Here is a 16,672-nt window from a genome sequence, read left to right as displayed (position 1 = left end):
TATCGTATCAAGTTATATGCGCCTGCTAACTCAAGCTCTGGCTTAAGCCGCCCATAAACAAACACGCGCCACTGTTGATGGCGCGCGCTTGGATTACTTTTAACTTGCTTATTTCAGGTTACGAAGACCTTCAATAATTGTAGTCTTGGACTTGGTCTTGTCGTCAACCATTTTGATTACACGAGCTGGAATACCCGCAACGACTGCGTTCTCCGGCACATCTTCAATCACGACTGCACCCGCAGCGATTACAGCGCCTTTGCCCACGCGCACACCTTCGAGAACAACAACGTTTGCACCGATGACAACATCATCCTCAATGACAACCGGTTGTGCAGAAGGAGGCTCGATAACGCCAGCGAGTACCGCACCTGCGCCAACGTGGCACATCTTGCCGACTTGAACGCGTCCGCCAAGCGTTGCATTCATATCAATCATCGTACCTTCACCGATCGAAACACCGATATTAATAACCGCACCCATCATGATAACGGCATTGTTGCCGATCTCTACTTTGTCACGAATGATCGCGCCAGGCTCAATACGTGCATTGATTCCCTTCAGGTCAAGCATCGGAATTGCAGAGTTACGACGATCATGCTCCACCTCGTAAGTCTCAATTCCTTTGTCGTTCGCAAGCAGCTCTTGCACTTCTGCCCAATCGCCAAACAGCACGCCGCCGTCACCATAATCAAATACTTTAACGCCTTCTACTGGAGAAGTGATTTTACCGTTGAAGTACACCTTTACAGGCGTAACCTTTTTGCTATCTTTGATGTAATTAATGACTTCCATTGTTTTATCCATGGCTGGTATGTTTTTCTCCTTTTTCTTCAAGCTTATTTTCCTTGCGAACATTGTAGCATACGCGCTCGAACAGAGTCTACTTTTCACACGGCAGGTCTCGACCACATATTCGCTTAAAGCTTACTTCTCGGACTAGATCCACCTGGTGTATGTACTATTGAAGTGGCAATGTCAAATAGTAAGAATAAAATTCGTCATCGATAACATATCCGTGCTTCTCATAAAGCGTCCGTGCTGCCTTATTATCCGGCGCTGTAGATAATGCGATTCCTTTTGCCTGTGTTGTCGTCGCAAACTCCCGTACCTGCTGCAGCAGTAAATCTGCAATCCCTTCTCTGCGATGTGCTTCCATTACATATAGATCATTAAGGACCCATGATCGCTGCATAGAGATAGATGAGAAGGTAGGATAGAGCTGAGCAAACCCAGCGGCTTGTCCATCAGAAACAGCACGTGCGATAAATATTACCGATTCTGCATGATTAAAGCGGTTGAACAAAAACGACCTGGCTCCCTCAAGATTGGATGATTGCCCATAGAACACACGATAAGAATCAAATAGTGGAACCAAATCATCTAAATCATGAATGGTTGCCTGGACGGCAGAATACTTCATTGTCATTTTTAAGAAAGGCCCCTTTTCTAAAGAATAAATCTATAACAGCAGCCCTCTGTTCACTTTACTTCGTTAATGGAGCGCATTATCAAATTATATCTGGCTTTTCAATTTTCATCCATGAATCTTTTTCTATAATTAAATTACCCGAATCACGAACCAGAACAGGCCAAACAGCATGATCCCCCCGGATATCACGGCATTGCTGTACGTATAGACTTTCTTGAATCTTCTCAGCCACAGGAGCAGCGGAATAACCACGGCCAATACTGACAGCTGACCGATCTCCACGCCGACATTGAACGAAATCAGTGCAAGCACAATGGAATCCACAGGCGATTCCTGCAGCACCTGGGCAAACCCGAATCCATGGATCAGACCGAACAGCAGCGCAATGAGCCAGCGCCGATTCACTTGCTTACGGAAGATGTTCTCTACAGCTACATAGGCAATACTGAGTGCAATAAACGGCTCCACGAAGCTCGATGGCAGACGTACTATATCCAGTGCAGCCAGTGCAATGGTCAAGCTGTGCCCGACGGTGAAAGCCGTCAGAACCTTTACATAGTCCCAGGGACGCAGCTTAGCCAACACGAGTGCAAGGATAAACAGCAGATGGTCAATCCCGAACCAGATGTGCTGGACTCCGATCACCAAGTAGTTCCAAGCCGTGACGGCCCAGCCCGGCAGTTCAACCGTCGTACTGCTGCTTCCTTCAGCTGTAATTTCACCGGCAGCCACCTGCTGTCCGTTGGTAAATACAATATCCTTCGAGGCCTCTCCCATTCGAATTGCAGCAAAATTCTGATGATTGGCGTCCATATCAAAGAAAAAATTATAGTTAATTGAATAATCATCCGCCGCTTCTGCAAAATCATATCCGAGCAGCATATGCAGATAGCCGGTGTCATTTCGTTCCACAATCCTGATATCATCAATGGTTGCAAGCTCGGCAGCCTGGCCTTCTCCTTCTACAATTAAGGATTCCTCAATCAAGGATCTGAGCTCGTCCTGTGTCCATGCAACCTCGCCCTCGGGAGGCTGATTACCTCCACCCAGTATGAACACCCCGCCAGATCTTACATCCATCCACTGGGCTACCTCCTGCAGATCAAGCTCTATTTCGTATATCAATCCGCCCTGCTCCACCTGGATGTTGGAATATCCCAACGTATTCATGTGTGCACTTGCCGGTTGAGCAAAAATAGAGGATGTCATTACAAAAAGGATGAGGGCCGCAAGCCACTTGGTGTATCCTCGCAAATCGATGCAGGGCAAGCTTCTGCGCAAGCTCGAAGCACCCGATTCTTCCTCTGTCCTGCCGCATTGACCGTATAATTGCATGCCATATCCTCCTGTAGCGATCTCTTGTACCTCAAATGCAATTAATATAGCATCCTATGTTTATCCGATGATGAAATTATTGTTTAATAATGTAAAATATTCATCTCTTAAAAATAGAAAGGGAGAAAGCCCTTCCTGCAGGCCTTCTCCCTAACCGTGTTATTGCATTTGCTCCAGCATCAGAGCGAGAACCTTCGCTGTCTCAGAACGCAATGCCATGCCTTTAGGATCAAAGCTGTTGTTTCCTTTACCTGCAATGAATCCCAATGCCGTTGCCTTCTTGACCGCTTCCTTGGCCCAATCGCTGATCTGATTGTCATCGGAATAGGCCGTTCCGTTTCCGGTCTCGAGCTCCTTGCCGCTCATATGCTCCAGGGCACGCACAATCATGACAACCATTTCTTCCCGGCTGATCGAATTGCCTGGTTCGAATTGGTCTGCACTTGTGCCATAAACAATGCCCGCCTCATAAGCTGCTTGTACAGCTTCTGCATACCAGCTTCCAGCCTTAACATCGCTGAAGGTATCCGAGCCTGTGGATGCTGTAAGACCAAATGCTCTTGCCAGCAGCGTTACGAATTCGGCTCTTGTAGTCGATTTTGCAGCGCCAAATGTGGTGTCGTTAATGCCGTTCGCGATACCTTGGAAGCTGAGCAGTTGTACATAAGGGTAAGCCCAATGTCCCTCGGTGACGTCAGTATAGAGCTTGTTAAATTCCAGTACGACATACGTACCCGCCTCTTCTACTGATGCTGTATAGCTTCCGTCTGCATAACTTCCGCCAACCCATGTTACTGTACCGTCTGCCGCAATCTGATAAATACCGGACAGAGCAGTATTCTTCACGTTATCGGCCGTAAGCTTAATCGTTACCGAAGCATCCAGCGGCTCCGCTGTGCCATTCACACCGCGTTTGCCAATCTCCACCTTAGCTGGATGGCCGACCACCTTAAAGCTTGCTTTTTGTTCCCTGCTGTAATCTCGGACTGCTCCGTCGACAGCCTCTTCCGAAGCTGATTCAGTAGAAACATACAGTTGTTCATTCGCACCGAGCTCACCAGCCAATGCAGCTCGTTCTTCTGCACTCAAGGTGATCACGGCACCGTCTGCAAGCGTAATCGTCAAGCTCCGGTTTCCAATACGGGTAAGCGCTGCTGAGGTTAAGATCAAGCCTGTCGTATCGTCCTCTGCTCTCAGGCTTACACTGTCACCATCTGCTGAGATATCTTCCGGCGTAATTTCGGTCCACCCTCTGTCCGTCGATGTATCACCACCAGAGCCGTTGTTATTATTACCATTTCCATTACCGTTACCATTGCCATCGCCATTGCCGTTACCATTACCATTTCCGTTTCCATTGCCATCACCGTCACCGTCTCCATTGCCATTTCCACCGCTGCCCGTGGAGAATTTCCAGATTGGCGAGAGTGTCGAGCTGCCGGATGGATCCGTTGCTTTGGCATACCAGAAATAATTCTGATTCGCGTCTAGTGAAGACCAGGTCGTGCTCGCCCTGCTTCCACTTTCTACGGCTTGCTGTGCCCCGATCTCGTTAGTGCTATAGAGATTCACTCCGATATAATCCGTTGCTACTCGCTTGAGAGGATCCTGTGTCTCAAAAGGAATGTAGAAATCGTCGGAACCGTCCTCAAAATAATTCCAGTCATCGAGATAAGGTGAGTATGTCTTTACATGAATTTGTTCTTCCGCTGGATCGAATTCCAGGAATCGCATGTATCCTGAACCACCCATAGGTCCGGATTGATAATCGGCCAGCATTTCTACGACAACGCGCCCGTCTTCCAAATGCTTGACGTTATAACCTACGCCATGAATATGACCGCAGAGGACCATTTTCACATTCGGATTCTTCGCTACAATTTCATCCCAGATCATTTGACCTTGACCGGAGTACGCCCCGGAAGGAGAAATATATTCATGCGTTCCGATAATAGCGTAGCGGTCCGGATATTTCTTCAGCACTTCATTTGCCCACTCCACTGTATCCTCCTGGATGCTCCAGCCCAGATACAAAATGATGAAATCCTGACCGTTGGCAGATACAAGATCATAGTGATCGCGGTTGTTGTTCAAATCGTCTCCGTAAGTCGGCTGACTCTCAAACCGATCACGTCCAAAATATTTCCAGTACTCCGTATAATCGGCAGCATTGAAGTTGACATCATGATTCCCTGCAACGACACCATATGGAAGACCGGCTTCCTCAATAATCTTAAAGCTCTCATCGGCTATCGCCCATTCGTCCGGTCGATACCAGTCGTCCACAATATCCCCGGTATGAATGAGATAACGGATATCCATCTTTTCCTTCATATCAGCGATATACTGCATCTGTGACCGGAAAATATCCGGATAGGAATCTGCGTAGTACTGCGTATCTGTAGAGAAGGCAAAGGTGAATTTGCCATCACCGTCCGGATCTTCGGAAGTGGAGGCATCTTCAGCTACAATTAAGTCCTGAATAAGCACTTGAATCGTCTCGTCTCTTACCATGTCTGCAGCGTTTACGGCAGCACTCAGTTCGAAGTCTTCGGCACCTACGCCTCTGGCTGCAGCTTCCCATTTGCCCGTGTTATAGTTCCACGTATACATGGTCACCTGACGGCCTTCAACCGAGTGTCCCTGCCACACGACTTCAACGGATTCAATTCCACTTGCATCTTCGTCCAGCTTGAATTCATAGCGCTGGTAAGGGAACAGGCCACTCGCATCTGTAACGTAATATTCCCCGTCCTGCTTCGCAACGAGCGCTTCTGCTTCCGCTGTAAATCCTTCCTCACCTTCTGGATTCAGTTCAATTGGCGGCTCACGGTCAACGGCATTGGAATAGGCTTCAATATCCGACTGCTCGTTGTAATCATAACGATAGCCTTGACCAAAGGACACGTCCACTGTATCTCCATTCGGATCACTTGCAGTTACGCTGAGCACTGCATCACGGCTCACTCCTGCTGCACCATCTGCTGGAGTCGGATCCTCAGGAGCGTTCGGTGCCGTTTCATCCGTAGTAAACACACCTTTACGAGTTACCGTATTTCCTGCCGCATCCGTTGCCACTACTTCAAAGATATGCTCGCCCACAATGAGTTCTGAAGCCTGAACCATCGTTGGCAACTCTACTGCTGATCCATCAAGCGTAGCCTTAACCGAAGCGACACCAGATACAGCATCCTCAATAACCGCATTCAGCTCAAATTCACCAGTATACAGCTCGCCGTCTTCAATAGAGAAGCTCTCAAATACAGGCGCGGTATTGTCAACAACAGCGGTTACCTCAGCAGAGTTACCCGAACCTGAGGACAATGTAAATAGATGATCTCCATCCGTTAGTGCTGTTGTGTCTACCTCCGCGTAGATGCTGTGGAATACATCTGCCGGTATGTTAAATGTAATCTCGATATATTCGACATATCCACCGCTATCACCAATCTTGTGGCGGTCAGCCGGATCGATATCGGTAAAGCTATCTGCATTTAATGTCTTGGCACGTGCTGAAGTCCAATCGGCTGAAGTGCCGTCTGGCAGCAGCAGCTCCACTCCTTCAATTCGATAGTCATCGTTGTTGTTCGATGTACCGAACTCCAGCGGGCTCTCTTTCGTTCCGGCCGTAATTTTGATCGTATTTTCTCCTGGCTGCAGAACGTGCTTCGGAATATCAACATACTTTTGCTGATAGTAAGTACTCACTGGCAATAGCGTAACCAGCTCATCATTGATGAATAAACCATTCTGGAAGCCGCTGTTTATATCGTCAACCCGATAGGTTAGTGTTGGCGCTGTATGCATCGCCGGACTAGTGATGAGCTCATTTCCATCGACCGAGAGGGTCAACGTCTCGCCTGCAGCTTCCGTATTGCCCTGAACAACAGCTGTTCCACTTAAAAATTCGACATTTGCAAAATCAATCCACAACGGTCCATAATTCACAAAACCGAGGCTGTAGTTGTCAGATTGGACGATATTCTGTCCATCCGTTGCTTCAAAGTAATAATCAACATGCGCTGCGCCAAGCAGCAGTGCCTTGTTCACTTCAGCGGACATGAATACATCCGAGCCTTCCGCTGTGCGCTTCATATTGACTTCAGTGTAATCCGTATCCATATCCCGTTTGAAGAACAAGGATACCCGTTTTGCCATTTGATCATCGGTCACCGTTGCTTCAAATGTCAGCGAGCCAAAAGGCGTATCTTCTACTTGCTCTTCATGAATGATGACCGGCTGGTTCGTATCATCCGCTACTTCGACAAGCTGTTCAGGCACCTGTGCCTCAATAAGCTGGCCTGGTGTAGCTGTCATGCGTGCAGAACGCTTCACCATTTTGGTAGAACCGTCCTTAGGATATTCATATACGACACTCGTACCGTCGTTCTCTACCTCATCAACACCGACGTTGAACCAGGCTTGCACGATTGGATTGCGGGCATGGTCGACGACATAATGCGAATCCTCGGCAAGAATGATCCGGCCTTCATTCGTATTGTTCATACCGATGGAGTAGATCGACATGACCCGATCCTCTGGCAGGTTGACGCCCCAGTGGCCGTTAAAGCTGCTGACCGGCTCGTCCTTGCTTAGATCAGACTGTACCCAGATGACAGCCGTTTCTCCGGCCGGAAGCTCCAGGTTATGCGGCAAATCCCAAGCATCCGTTCCGCCATGATAATAGACATAAACAACCTGGTAATCTTTCAAATTCACAGTTTGCGTTGAATTGTTGTACACCTCAATGTACTCATACATATCGCTTCCCGTACTGTCTGGCACGAGCTCTGTAATTAGCAGCTCTGGAACTACTGAGGATATGGACTCGAGCACTTTGATTTCGAAAGGCTCGTTCTTCACATCCTTTTTCACAGTAATATGAACTCCGTCCGATGCTTCGAAATAATAGTATAGACGGCTTGCGCCTGTCAGTACTTCTGCCGAAACAACAGCTTCGTATGAATTTCCTGTTTGCTGAGTCATCGCCACAGAAGTGAAGCCTGACATCACATCTGTCTTATAATAGAGCTTCGCTTCTGATACGACGGTATTATCCGTGATTTGAGCGGAGATTGTATAGTCCTCCATCCCGATACTGCCTGCCCCGCGAGTGTGTTCAATAACTGGAGGCAGATAATCATCCGGGAGTGTAACCGTTGTTGAAGGCTTCTGTTCATCCAGTACATAGCCTGGTGTGGGGGTTACTTTTACGCCCCATTTAACCATATCCTCGCTTACATAATTCGGTAAGTACGTAACCGAGGTATCCGTCAAATTATCAGGCGCTGGATTATCTGGAGTTGCATTGTCGTTATAAGCCGCGGATACAACCTTCTGTCCTGATTTGGTTACAACGTTAACCATTCTTGAAGATGTATTCGCAAGGCTGCTGTCCCCTCTGAGATTAACGAGGTCTGCTTCCTCAATCTGCTGATCGCCTGTCAGCTTGTAAGCAGCGTTGAATTTGTCCGCCGTGCCGTTCGCATCCGTCGGCTCCATCCGCAGCACCAATGCTCTGCCGGGCTCCATCTGAACGTTGTCAGTGAACTGCCAAGTATATTGGGTAACACCGCTTAGATCTGTGTAATCAATGTAGTAATCCTGCAGGGAAATGATTTGATCACTGTTGTTGTACAGCTCAATATATTCCCATGCAGGGACGTCAGCACCATTAATATTGGGTCCATTGAACACCATTTCCGTAATCAGCAAATATGGAGGCTCTCCATCAAGCTCGACTTGAAGCTCATAAGTCGCATCTGCCTCTAACGGACTCCGCGAAGTACCATATTCATTTTGAATCGTGAAATAATATTGAATTTGCTGTGCGCTTGCCATCGCCTTAGCCGGAATAACACCTGCTACGGAATAATTCCCTTCGGCGCCCTCTGTAATGGTCATCTCCGCACTGCTGTACAAGGTCTCATAGTCTGCCTTGTAATACAGCTTGGCAGCAATCACACCCGTATCACTTGTCACCTCAGCTTCAATGGATACGTCCTGAGGATTCGTGGTCGTCACCGATGGCTCGTAGCTGATGTGAGGCAGCTGTTCAGGGTCATCTACCTGCGGAAGGGGGACTTGCCCTTCCAGAATGGTTCCCGGTGTCGGGATCTGCTTGGTTGCCAGCCTGTCCATCAGAGCGCCGCTTACCGGATATTTATAGACGACACTGGTCTTGTCACCGTTATCTGTCACATCCTTCGGACCGATGACAGCATCGTTATATCTTGCAGATGATACGATCCGGTCATCACTCGTCTTCTTGATGTTAGCCGTGTAGGTTCCTGTATTGACTAGATTGCCTGAGGGTTGATTCATGATTAGTATCTGATCCTGGGTAAGGGATACTCCGTATTCGCTGTTGACGAGCGTGAGGCTGCCATTTTTTCTGAGCAGCACTACCGTTTTCCATGGCTGCAATTCCTGATCGCCTAAGGTCCAGTTATATACGGTTGTACCATTATAGTTCTCGTAGGATACATAGTAGTCTGATAAATTAATCGTTTCGGTGCTGTTGTTGTAGACCTCAATATATTCCGAGTATTCATCATTCGGAGCGTTAAACACGATCTCGGTGATCAGCAGCTCCGGAATTTCCCGGTCAATAGTAAGCCCATATCTCTCTGTGCGGCTCAGCCCTTCTTTATTGCGGGCCGTTATGTAATAATCTATGCTGTCTGAATAGCCAATAGAGGTAAGTCCAATCGTTCCTGAGAGGCTGTAATTTCCTGCTTCTCCTGTGTCCACAGACATTTCAACAGCTGTATAAGTTATTGCTGAGCTGTCTTTAAAATACAGCGTAGCCGATTCCAGAGGGGTTGGGCTGTGTACGGAAGAGGTGATCACAACATCCTGCAGAGGCATCGTGCCGGCAGATTGATGGCTGATCACCGGAAGCAGAGACGGATTCTCTGCTGATGGATCCGGCACTTGACCATCCAGCAGCGTTCCTGGCGTCGGGATGCCGAAGCTAAACCATTTTTCCATCACAGCGCTGTTCGTATTAAATTTATAAACCACGCTTGTCTTATCCTGATCGTCACCGTTCTCCGAGCTGTTCACTGCTGCATCGTTGTAACGAACCGATGATAAGGTCTCGTTATCTGCAACCGTCTTAATTGAGGCGGTGTACGTACCTGTGTTCACCAGGTTGCCGCTAGGCTGGGTCATGACTGCAATCTGATGCTCGGCCAGCGAAACACCGTAGTCACTGTTCACTTGCGATAGACTGCTGTTCTTGCTGAGCAAGACTATCGTCTCCCATGCTTCTGTTTCCTGATCTGGAAGCGTCCAATCCCGAACCGTGCTTCCATCATGATTCTCGTAATGCACATAATAGTCGGATAAATTAATGCGCTGTGGGCTGTTATTGTAAACTTCAATATATTCGGATACCTCTCCAGAGCCCGGAGCATTAAATACAATCTCCGTAATCAGAAGACTCGGCGTCTCTCCAGCAGGTGGCTGCTCAATCAATAGCTCATATACCGTCCCGTCTTCAGCCGGACTCCGAGTTGTTCCGTTCTCGCTTGTCACCTCAAAATAATAATTCACCATTTCAGCATCGTGCATGACAGACTCCGGAATAATCCCGGATAATTCCGCGTATCCCTGAGCGGGATTGCCGATGTTCATTGGCGCAGCTTCGAATGTTTCATCATTACTACCCTTATAGTATAGTGTGCCTGTAGTAATCGCAGTTTCACTATATACAGACAATGTAACCGACATGTCCATAGGTACGGTTGACTCCGCTTGCTGCTCATAAATAACCACCGGTGCTGCACCAGCGGCTTCAGTTGGAGCTTCAACTGGAGTCTCAGCAGGTGTTTCGGCTGGAGCTTCAGCAGGAGTCTCGGCAGGTGCTTCAGCTGGAGTCTCGGCAGGTGCTTCGCCTGGAACATCAGCAGGAGTCTCGGCAGGTACTTCGCCTGAGGTCTCAGCAAGGGCTTCAGCATATGCTGACTGTACGCCAAGCCATGGCACCGCTCCTCCAGCCGTGCCTGTCACAACCAATACGGCTGTCATACATACGGCTGTCCATCGCTTCATTTGGTTCAAACTAAACATTCCCTCATCTTCATCTCCTCATATTGTATAATGATGAACCTTTTAAAGGGTATCCGAAGAGGAAAGAACACGACAATGGACATTTGATTGGAACCTATGCATTTTTTTAGCTATTTACCGCGAAAAAGCATGAAATGAATAAAATGCAAAAATTCTGAAATATCGACACTAAATTTCTTAACATTCCGATTACATTACATACACATTTATGAAACAATTCTCTATTAGTATTTTGTAAGATACAGCTTGTTTTCGGGGGAGGTTCATTGAGATGAGAATGAGGTGGGACGGCAAATCCATAATGACCATGACGACGATATTTGCACTTATTGCTATCCTGTACCTGTTCACCACCTCCCTGCTGAATAGAGCAGTTACTAATGAAGCGATAAAAGAACACTTATTCCAGTTGGAGCATACCGCCGAACGGCTGAGTGCCTCGCAATCGTCATCGTCACATATAGATATTCCTTATCAGCTTACAGAAGCAGCCCGTCAGGGATTTCTTCCTGAACACCTGATCGTGCTCGCTGCAGATGGGAAGGAGCTGTACCGTTCAGACACAGCAGCACGCTTCCTGCCCCTCCCTTCATTTCAGCCTGGCCAAAATACAGCCCAGATGAATAACCAATACTATTTTTATACGGACACAATAAATGGATTGAAATGGATAAGTACCGTAGGTAATACGGAAGTAGAACGGTCATCCCTCTTTCTAAATACGATCTTAGCCGTTTTGTACTTTTTACTCGCTATCTGCATCTCAGGGCTGTTCCTGTTCTACACGCAGATTCGCACTCCGATCAAAGCGATCGGACAAGCATTAGCCAGTCATGTTTCAATGAACAATACAGATTCCCGGCTTCACCTCCATTCTGCCGCACTTGAAGTGACCCGCCTATCAAAAGAACGCGACCATTATATGAAGTGGACTGCCAAGATCATGCCTTCCATCATCACCTTAGATCATATCAATGAAATCAAGCATCTCAATCCTGATTTAGAACGAGCAGGACTGCATCCCTCTATCAGCAGCACTGTTATGGTTCTGTATAATTTCCTTCCGGATATGGGTGCAGAAGCAGATGACTCAATACACAAACCTTCATACAGAGATACCATGCACCATTTGATCGTTACGATGCGCCAACTCGCCGAAGCGTGTGGACCATCTACCCATACGTTTCAAATCGAACCTATGCACGTCATCTCGATGTTCTATAACATAGACCGGGACGTCCTTATTGCCAATCTAGAAGAACAAATTCCTGCATGGGAGCAAGAGCTGCTTCATAGCGGGAAACTGCAAATCGCTGTCAGTGATTCGTATCCTGAACCATGTCAGCTCAGCGGGATCTACGAGCAGACCCTGCGCTGGATTGAGCAAGCCTCTACATCTCGGCAGATTCAGCTGATCACGAGGCCTGACGAAGGACAGTTAACCGATCCACTTCTGCCAGAGCAGCAATCAACGGTTCTTATTCAAGCCTCAGATGAGAGAAACGAGGTGAGCCAACCAACGGTCGGAATTAAAGACACGCTTGCCATATATGTGCTTGATATCATTCAGCAGAAGTATCACCAGGACCTGTCACTTAACTATCTGTCTGATCTGCTCAATATGTCCAGTACTTACTTATCAACCTATATCAAAGAAAAAACCGGTAGTACCTTCAGCGAGCATCTGCATCGTGTCCGAGTGGAAAAAGCACAGGAGTTGTTAATAACGACCGGCATGACAATCAACCGGATTGCCGCTCAGGTGGGATATGTCAATTTCTCCTCCTTCAATCGAATGTTCAAGAAGGAAACCGGCATGACACCAGGCCAATACCGTAAACAAGAAATTATACATATTCATAAAAGCGTTTGAATCTAATCCATCACTCATTAAAGTAAGGTAAGGTATTCTGAAATGGAGTCGTGTATGAAAATATTACCTAAATCTCTTTCGACATAAGGCGACAAATTTTTCGACTCTGAGAAGGTATGATGTATACGAGAATGTTAATTTCTGATTGATATGAAAAACCGATGAAGAACCCCTAAGCAATAACGAACTTAGAATAATGGACATCAACTGGAGGGCTTAGCGATGGTAGAACAAATGATGAAGGATGCATTTGAAAAAAGATCACAGGATATTGTAGAGATCTGCGAGAAGGAACACAATAACCTTTATATGCTTTTCCGCGAGACTCTGGAAGCGATTAACAATCAAACTCCCGACCAATTGGACAACAGCCTCGGATTACTAGAGGATCTCTTCTTGCATAGTAACACCCGTGTAATGAAGACCGCATATAAAATCGGATTCAAAGATGCTCAAGCGATAAATAAAGAATTCATTAACTTTCAAGGATAATTCCATCCCCCAAGTGAAGAACGGACTTCACTACAGCCCATATTCCTGCATTGGAGTTTGGGCTGTTTTGTTAAGTCATACTTCATTCTATATTTCATTTCTTTATACCTCGTTGTATATTTATGCATTATTAATTATAATAATTCATCATACACATGAAAGGATTAAGGATATGAATAATAAATATATTGAAGAGCTCTCTCTGAATCATTGGCCGTCCTTATCCACCCTTCTCTACGGCGGCTGGCTGCTGCGCTTAGCGAACGGCTTCACGAAGCGGGCAAACTCCATTCATCCCCTATATCATTCAGCGGGTGAAACAGCCCGCAAAATTACAGAATGCGAGAAGCTATATGCAGCTAATGGTCTGCCCGCTGTTTTTAAAATCACCCCTTTTATTCATCCTGCAGAGCTGGATTCCACATTAGATCAAGCCGGTTATTCCGTGGTTGATGTAACAAGTGTTCAAACCGTAGATCTGGCGCATATCCGTAAGCCTCGGCTAACTTCAGTCCAAATCTATGAATGTCCCCACGATGAATGGTTAAACGATTACTATAAGCTGAATCAGGTAAAGGCAGCAGATCGGATCACCATGGAACGCATGTTATCCAACATTAAAACCCGAAGAGGATTCATATCCTTATATGACGATGAACAAGTGGTTGCCTGCGGACTTGGCGTTGTGGAGAGAGAATACATCGGGCTGTATGATATTGTGACGGATGCCAGATATCGCAATCGCGGCTTCGGTGAACAGATGATATTAAATCTTCTGAGTTGGGGTAAGGATCATGGGGCACGGTTCAGCTATTTGGCAGTCATTGCGAACAACGCACCTGCACTAAGACTCTATTCCAAGATCGGTTATACGGAGAATTATAAGTATTGGTACCGGGTGAGAGCCTTGACCACATCCTGACGACATATCAAAAGGCATGAACCGAAGTAGATCATCGGATCCATGCCTTACAGACTTCATATTCGTAGGGGTCTGACTTCAAAAGACTAAGTACGCTCTTCCGTGAGGTAAGTCTTAACTGACGGAGCCGTGTAGTCTGCGAACTGCTGAAGAAGACCTTCCGAGGTGTGATCAGTAAGAACCATCGAGCGATATTTCGGCTGCATGAATTGCTCACGCTCCATCACATCGAACATAGACACCAGCGAATTGAAATAGCCATTGATATTCAGCAACCCGCATGGCTTTTGATGTAAACCAAGCTGTCCCCAAGTAAATATTTCAAAATATTCCTCCATCGTTCCGGGTCCACCCGGAAGAGCAATAAATCCGTCCGCCAATTCAGCCATCTTGGCTTTACGCTCATGCATGGAATCTACCATAATGAGCTCGGTTAATCCCTTATGTGCAATTTCACGAGCTTGCAGAAAATGAGGCAATACACCAATTACCCGTCCGCCATGTTCCAAGACCGCATCAGCAACGGCTCCCATCAGACCTACATTAGATCCGCCGTAAATCAGAGTGACCTGTTGCTCGGCCAACACCTTACCCAGCTGTGCAGCACTTTCTTTGTATATCGAAGAGCTTCCTTCATTGGAGCCACAGAATACAGCGATTGATTTCATTATCCCACTCTCCATTCCTATTATTTAGATGTGTAACGGGCTTGAAGCTTCTCTTTATGCACTTCTTGTTGAGCAAACATTCCCTTAAAAATTTTATCATACCCGCGATCCCCAATCCATGCACAATCACCATCTGAATGCTGAGAAACATGCCAAAAACCTAGAGCTCCCTCTTAGGAGGTGTACTCTAGGTTTTTATTATTTTGCGATATCAAATTAATGCGCTGTATATCCTCCGTCCACAAGAAGGGTCGTACCATTAACGAAGCTGGCATCTTCACTGGTCAGGAACAAGACGGCTTTGGCAACCTCTTCCGGTCTTCCAAGTCTGCCCTGCGGATGAAGTGAGGCCAAATATTGTTTTGTCTCCGCATCCACTTCTTTTAGCAGAGGCGTTTCAATGTATCCGGGACATACAGCATTAATGCGGATCCCCTCCTTGGCATAGGCGGTGCATAGATTTTGAGTTAACAGCTTAACTCCGCCTTTGGCAGAGGAATAAGCTGTTGGATTAGGGAGAGACACAAAGCTGTGAATAGATCCTGCGTTCACGATCGCTCCTCCGCCGCCTTGTTTAAGAAACTGCTCAATCGCATATTTATCGGATAGAAAGACGCCTGACAAGTTAATATCAATGGTACGCTTCCATTTCTCGTAAGACAGCTCATGAGCAGGCGCATCGTCCGCCACACCGGCGTTGGCATACATAATATCCAACCTGCCATACTTCTCCACCGTTTGGTTGATCATGTTCTGAATGTCTTCTTCCTTCGTTACATCCGTCTTCACGAAGAGCGTATCATACCCGCTCGCATTCAATTCAGCAGATAATTCCCCGCCTCGCTCCGAGAAATCTGCGATGACCACTTTCGCCCCTTCTTCTACAAAAAGACGCACAGTCGCTTCACCAATTCCACTCGCACCACCTGTAATAATCGCTGCTTTATCCTTCAGCTTCATAAGGGTCTCTCCATTCCTTGTTGAAATATTATGCTATTGCCGATACTGCAAAAAAGCGCCTGCTTCCAATAGGAGAACGAGGCGCGATGTCTTCATGGCTCATCTTTATTATTGTTGCCTTAACTCGTGAAAAATTAACATCTCAAGAGATATTATTCCGGGATGTTTCCGCCAAGTACACGTCCGCCGGAATCCCCTGACGGATCGGTCATGTGATCATCTTCACCCGCATGAATAATGAGTGAGCGCCCGAGTACAGAGTGGGTATCCTCTTTTTCAAGAGTGGCATCTGGCAGCAGCACCTCTGCTTCTACCGTCCCATCCTGTCCTGCTTCAAGATTGTGCATATCTCCGACATGACTTCCTTCTGGGTGCTCCAGCCCATGATGCTTGTCTGTTGGGTTAAAATGTCCACCTGCTGTCTCAAAATCGGTTCCCTGTACGGGATTCTCATGCACATGGAATCCATGCTTTCCTGGTGTAAGCCCTGTAGCCGTAACCTTCACGACGACTCCCTCATCTGTCTGCTCTAATGTGGCAAAGCCCGCTTCTTCTCCCTCCGCATTAAATAACGGAACCGCTGGCACGCCTAATGATATCGAATGAGACTCCTCGTCCCAATATACTGGCTGATTGACAAGCTCAGATACCATCCGAACGGGTACATAAGTTGTGTCGTTATGAAGGATGTACTCTGGTGCAGCTGTTCCTGCATTATCGTACTCTCCATTTGCAGAGGATTTGTCCTCTCCATTAACATATACACTTAATTTCGCGGCCGACTGCTTCAGGCTGTCCAAGGTAAGATCTGGACTTGCTGCAGCCAGAGAAAATCCCGAAAACAATACAGCTCCGGCCAGAAATGCCCCTGCCATATGCTTGGTTTCATACTTTCTTTTTTTCATTTCAGCGCC

10 protein-coding genes are annotated in these 16,672 nt (G+C 47.0%); 3 read left to right on the top strand and 7 right to left on the bottom strand.

All coding sequences use genetic code 11. The features are described 5' to 3' along the window. Nucleotides 1-108: 108 nt before the first annotated feature. The 4 genes from dapD to PUW25_RS03550 form a co-directional block, all read right to left on the bottom strand. Nucleotides 109-807 carry a 2,3,4,5-tetrahydropyridine-2,6-dicarboxylate N-acetyltransferase gene (gene dapD, locus PUW25_RS03565; protein WP_274338096.1) on the bottom strand — a complete coding sequence of 233 codons (699 nt, stop codon included), beginning with the start codon at nucleotides 805-807 and terminating at the stop codon, nucleotides 109-111. A 154-nt stretch (nucleotides 808-961) separates the two neighbouring features. Further along, nucleotides 962-1,429: a GNAT family N-acetyltransferase gene (locus PUW25_RS03560; RefSeq protein ID WP_274338095.1), complete on the bottom strand. Its 468-nt coding sequence runs from the start codon at nucleotides 1,427-1,429 to the stop codon at nucleotides 962-964. Nucleotides 1,430-1,561: 132 nt separating this feature from the next. After that, complete coding sequence (locus PUW25_RS03555; RefSeq protein WP_205054202.1) at nucleotides 1,562-2,767, bottom strand: HupE/UreJ family protein; 1,206 nt, start codon at nucleotides 2,765-2,767, stop codon at nucleotides 1,562-1,564. Between the two features lie 159 nt (nucleotides 2,768-2,926). Continuing rightward, the gene (locus PUW25_RS03550) at nucleotides 2,927-10,843 is read right to left on the bottom strand and encodes a lamin tail domain-containing protein (protein ID WP_205054203.1); all 7,917 of its coding nucleotides are present in this window, start codon (nucleotides 10,841-10,843) and stop codon (nucleotides 2,927-2,929) included. Between the two features lie 271 nt (nucleotides 10,844-11,114). Here PUW25_RS03550 and PUW25_RS03545 point away from each other — a divergent pair, with 271 nt between their 5' ends. The 3 genes from PUW25_RS03545 to PUW25_RS03535 all read left to right on the top strand — a co-directional run bounded on the left by PUW25_RS03545 (nucleotide 11,115) and on the right by PUW25_RS03535 (nucleotide 14,130). Beyond that, nucleotides 11,115-12,716 carry a helix-turn-helix domain-containing protein gene (locus tag PUW25_RS03545; protein WP_205054204.1) on the top strand — a complete coding sequence of 534 codons (1,602 nt, stop codon included), beginning with the start codon at nucleotides 11,115-11,117 and terminating at the stop codon, nucleotides 12,714-12,716. Between the two features lie 222 nt (nucleotides 12,717-12,938). Continuing rightward, nucleotides 12,939-13,208 (top strand): hypothetical protein, encoded by a 270-nt coding sequence (locus tag PUW25_RS03540; RefSeq protein WP_205054205.1) that lies wholly within the window; start codon nucleotides 12,939-12,941, stop codon nucleotides 13,206-13,208. Between the two features lie 172 nt (nucleotides 13,209-13,380). Further along, the gene (locus PUW25_RS03535) at nucleotides 13,381-14,130 is read left to right on the top strand and encodes a GNAT family N-acetyltransferase (RefSeq protein WP_205054206.1); all 750 of its coding nucleotides are present in this window, start codon (nucleotides 13,381-13,383) and stop codon (nucleotides 14,128-14,130) included. Nucleotides 14,131-14,216: 86 nt separating this feature from the next. Here the strand turns inward: PUW25_RS03535 and PUW25_RS03530 are convergent, their stop codons facing one another. The 3 genes from PUW25_RS03530 to PUW25_RS03520 form a co-directional block, all read right to left on the bottom strand. Next, nucleotides 14,217-14,798 carry an LOG family protein gene (locus PUW25_RS03530; protein ID WP_205054207.1) on the bottom strand — a complete coding sequence of 194 codons (582 nt, stop codon included), beginning with the start codon at nucleotides 14,796-14,798 and terminating at the stop codon, nucleotides 14,217-14,219. Between the two features lie 216 nt (nucleotides 14,799-15,014). Next, nucleotides 15,015-15,758, bottom strand: coding sequence for an SDR family NAD(P)-dependent oxidoreductase (locus tag PUW25_RS03525; protein ID WP_205054208.1), 744 nt, complete (start codon nucleotides 15,756-15,758; stop codon nucleotides 15,015-15,017). A 152-nt stretch (nucleotides 15,759-15,910) separates the two neighbouring features. Then, nucleotides 15,911-16,663, bottom strand: coding sequence for a superoxide dismutase family protein (locus tag PUW25_RS03520; RefSeq protein WP_205054209.1), 753 nt, complete (start codon nucleotides 16,661-16,663; stop codon nucleotides 15,911-15,913). Nucleotides 16,664-16,672 lie beyond the last annotated feature (9 nt).

The organism is Paenibacillus urinalis, from assembly GCF_028747985.1.
Taxonomy (GTDB): domain Bacteria; phylum Bacillota; class Bacilli; order Paenibacillales; family Paenibacillaceae; genus Paenibacillus; species Paenibacillus urinalis.
This window is presented reverse-complemented; position numbering and strand designations above follow the sequence as displayed.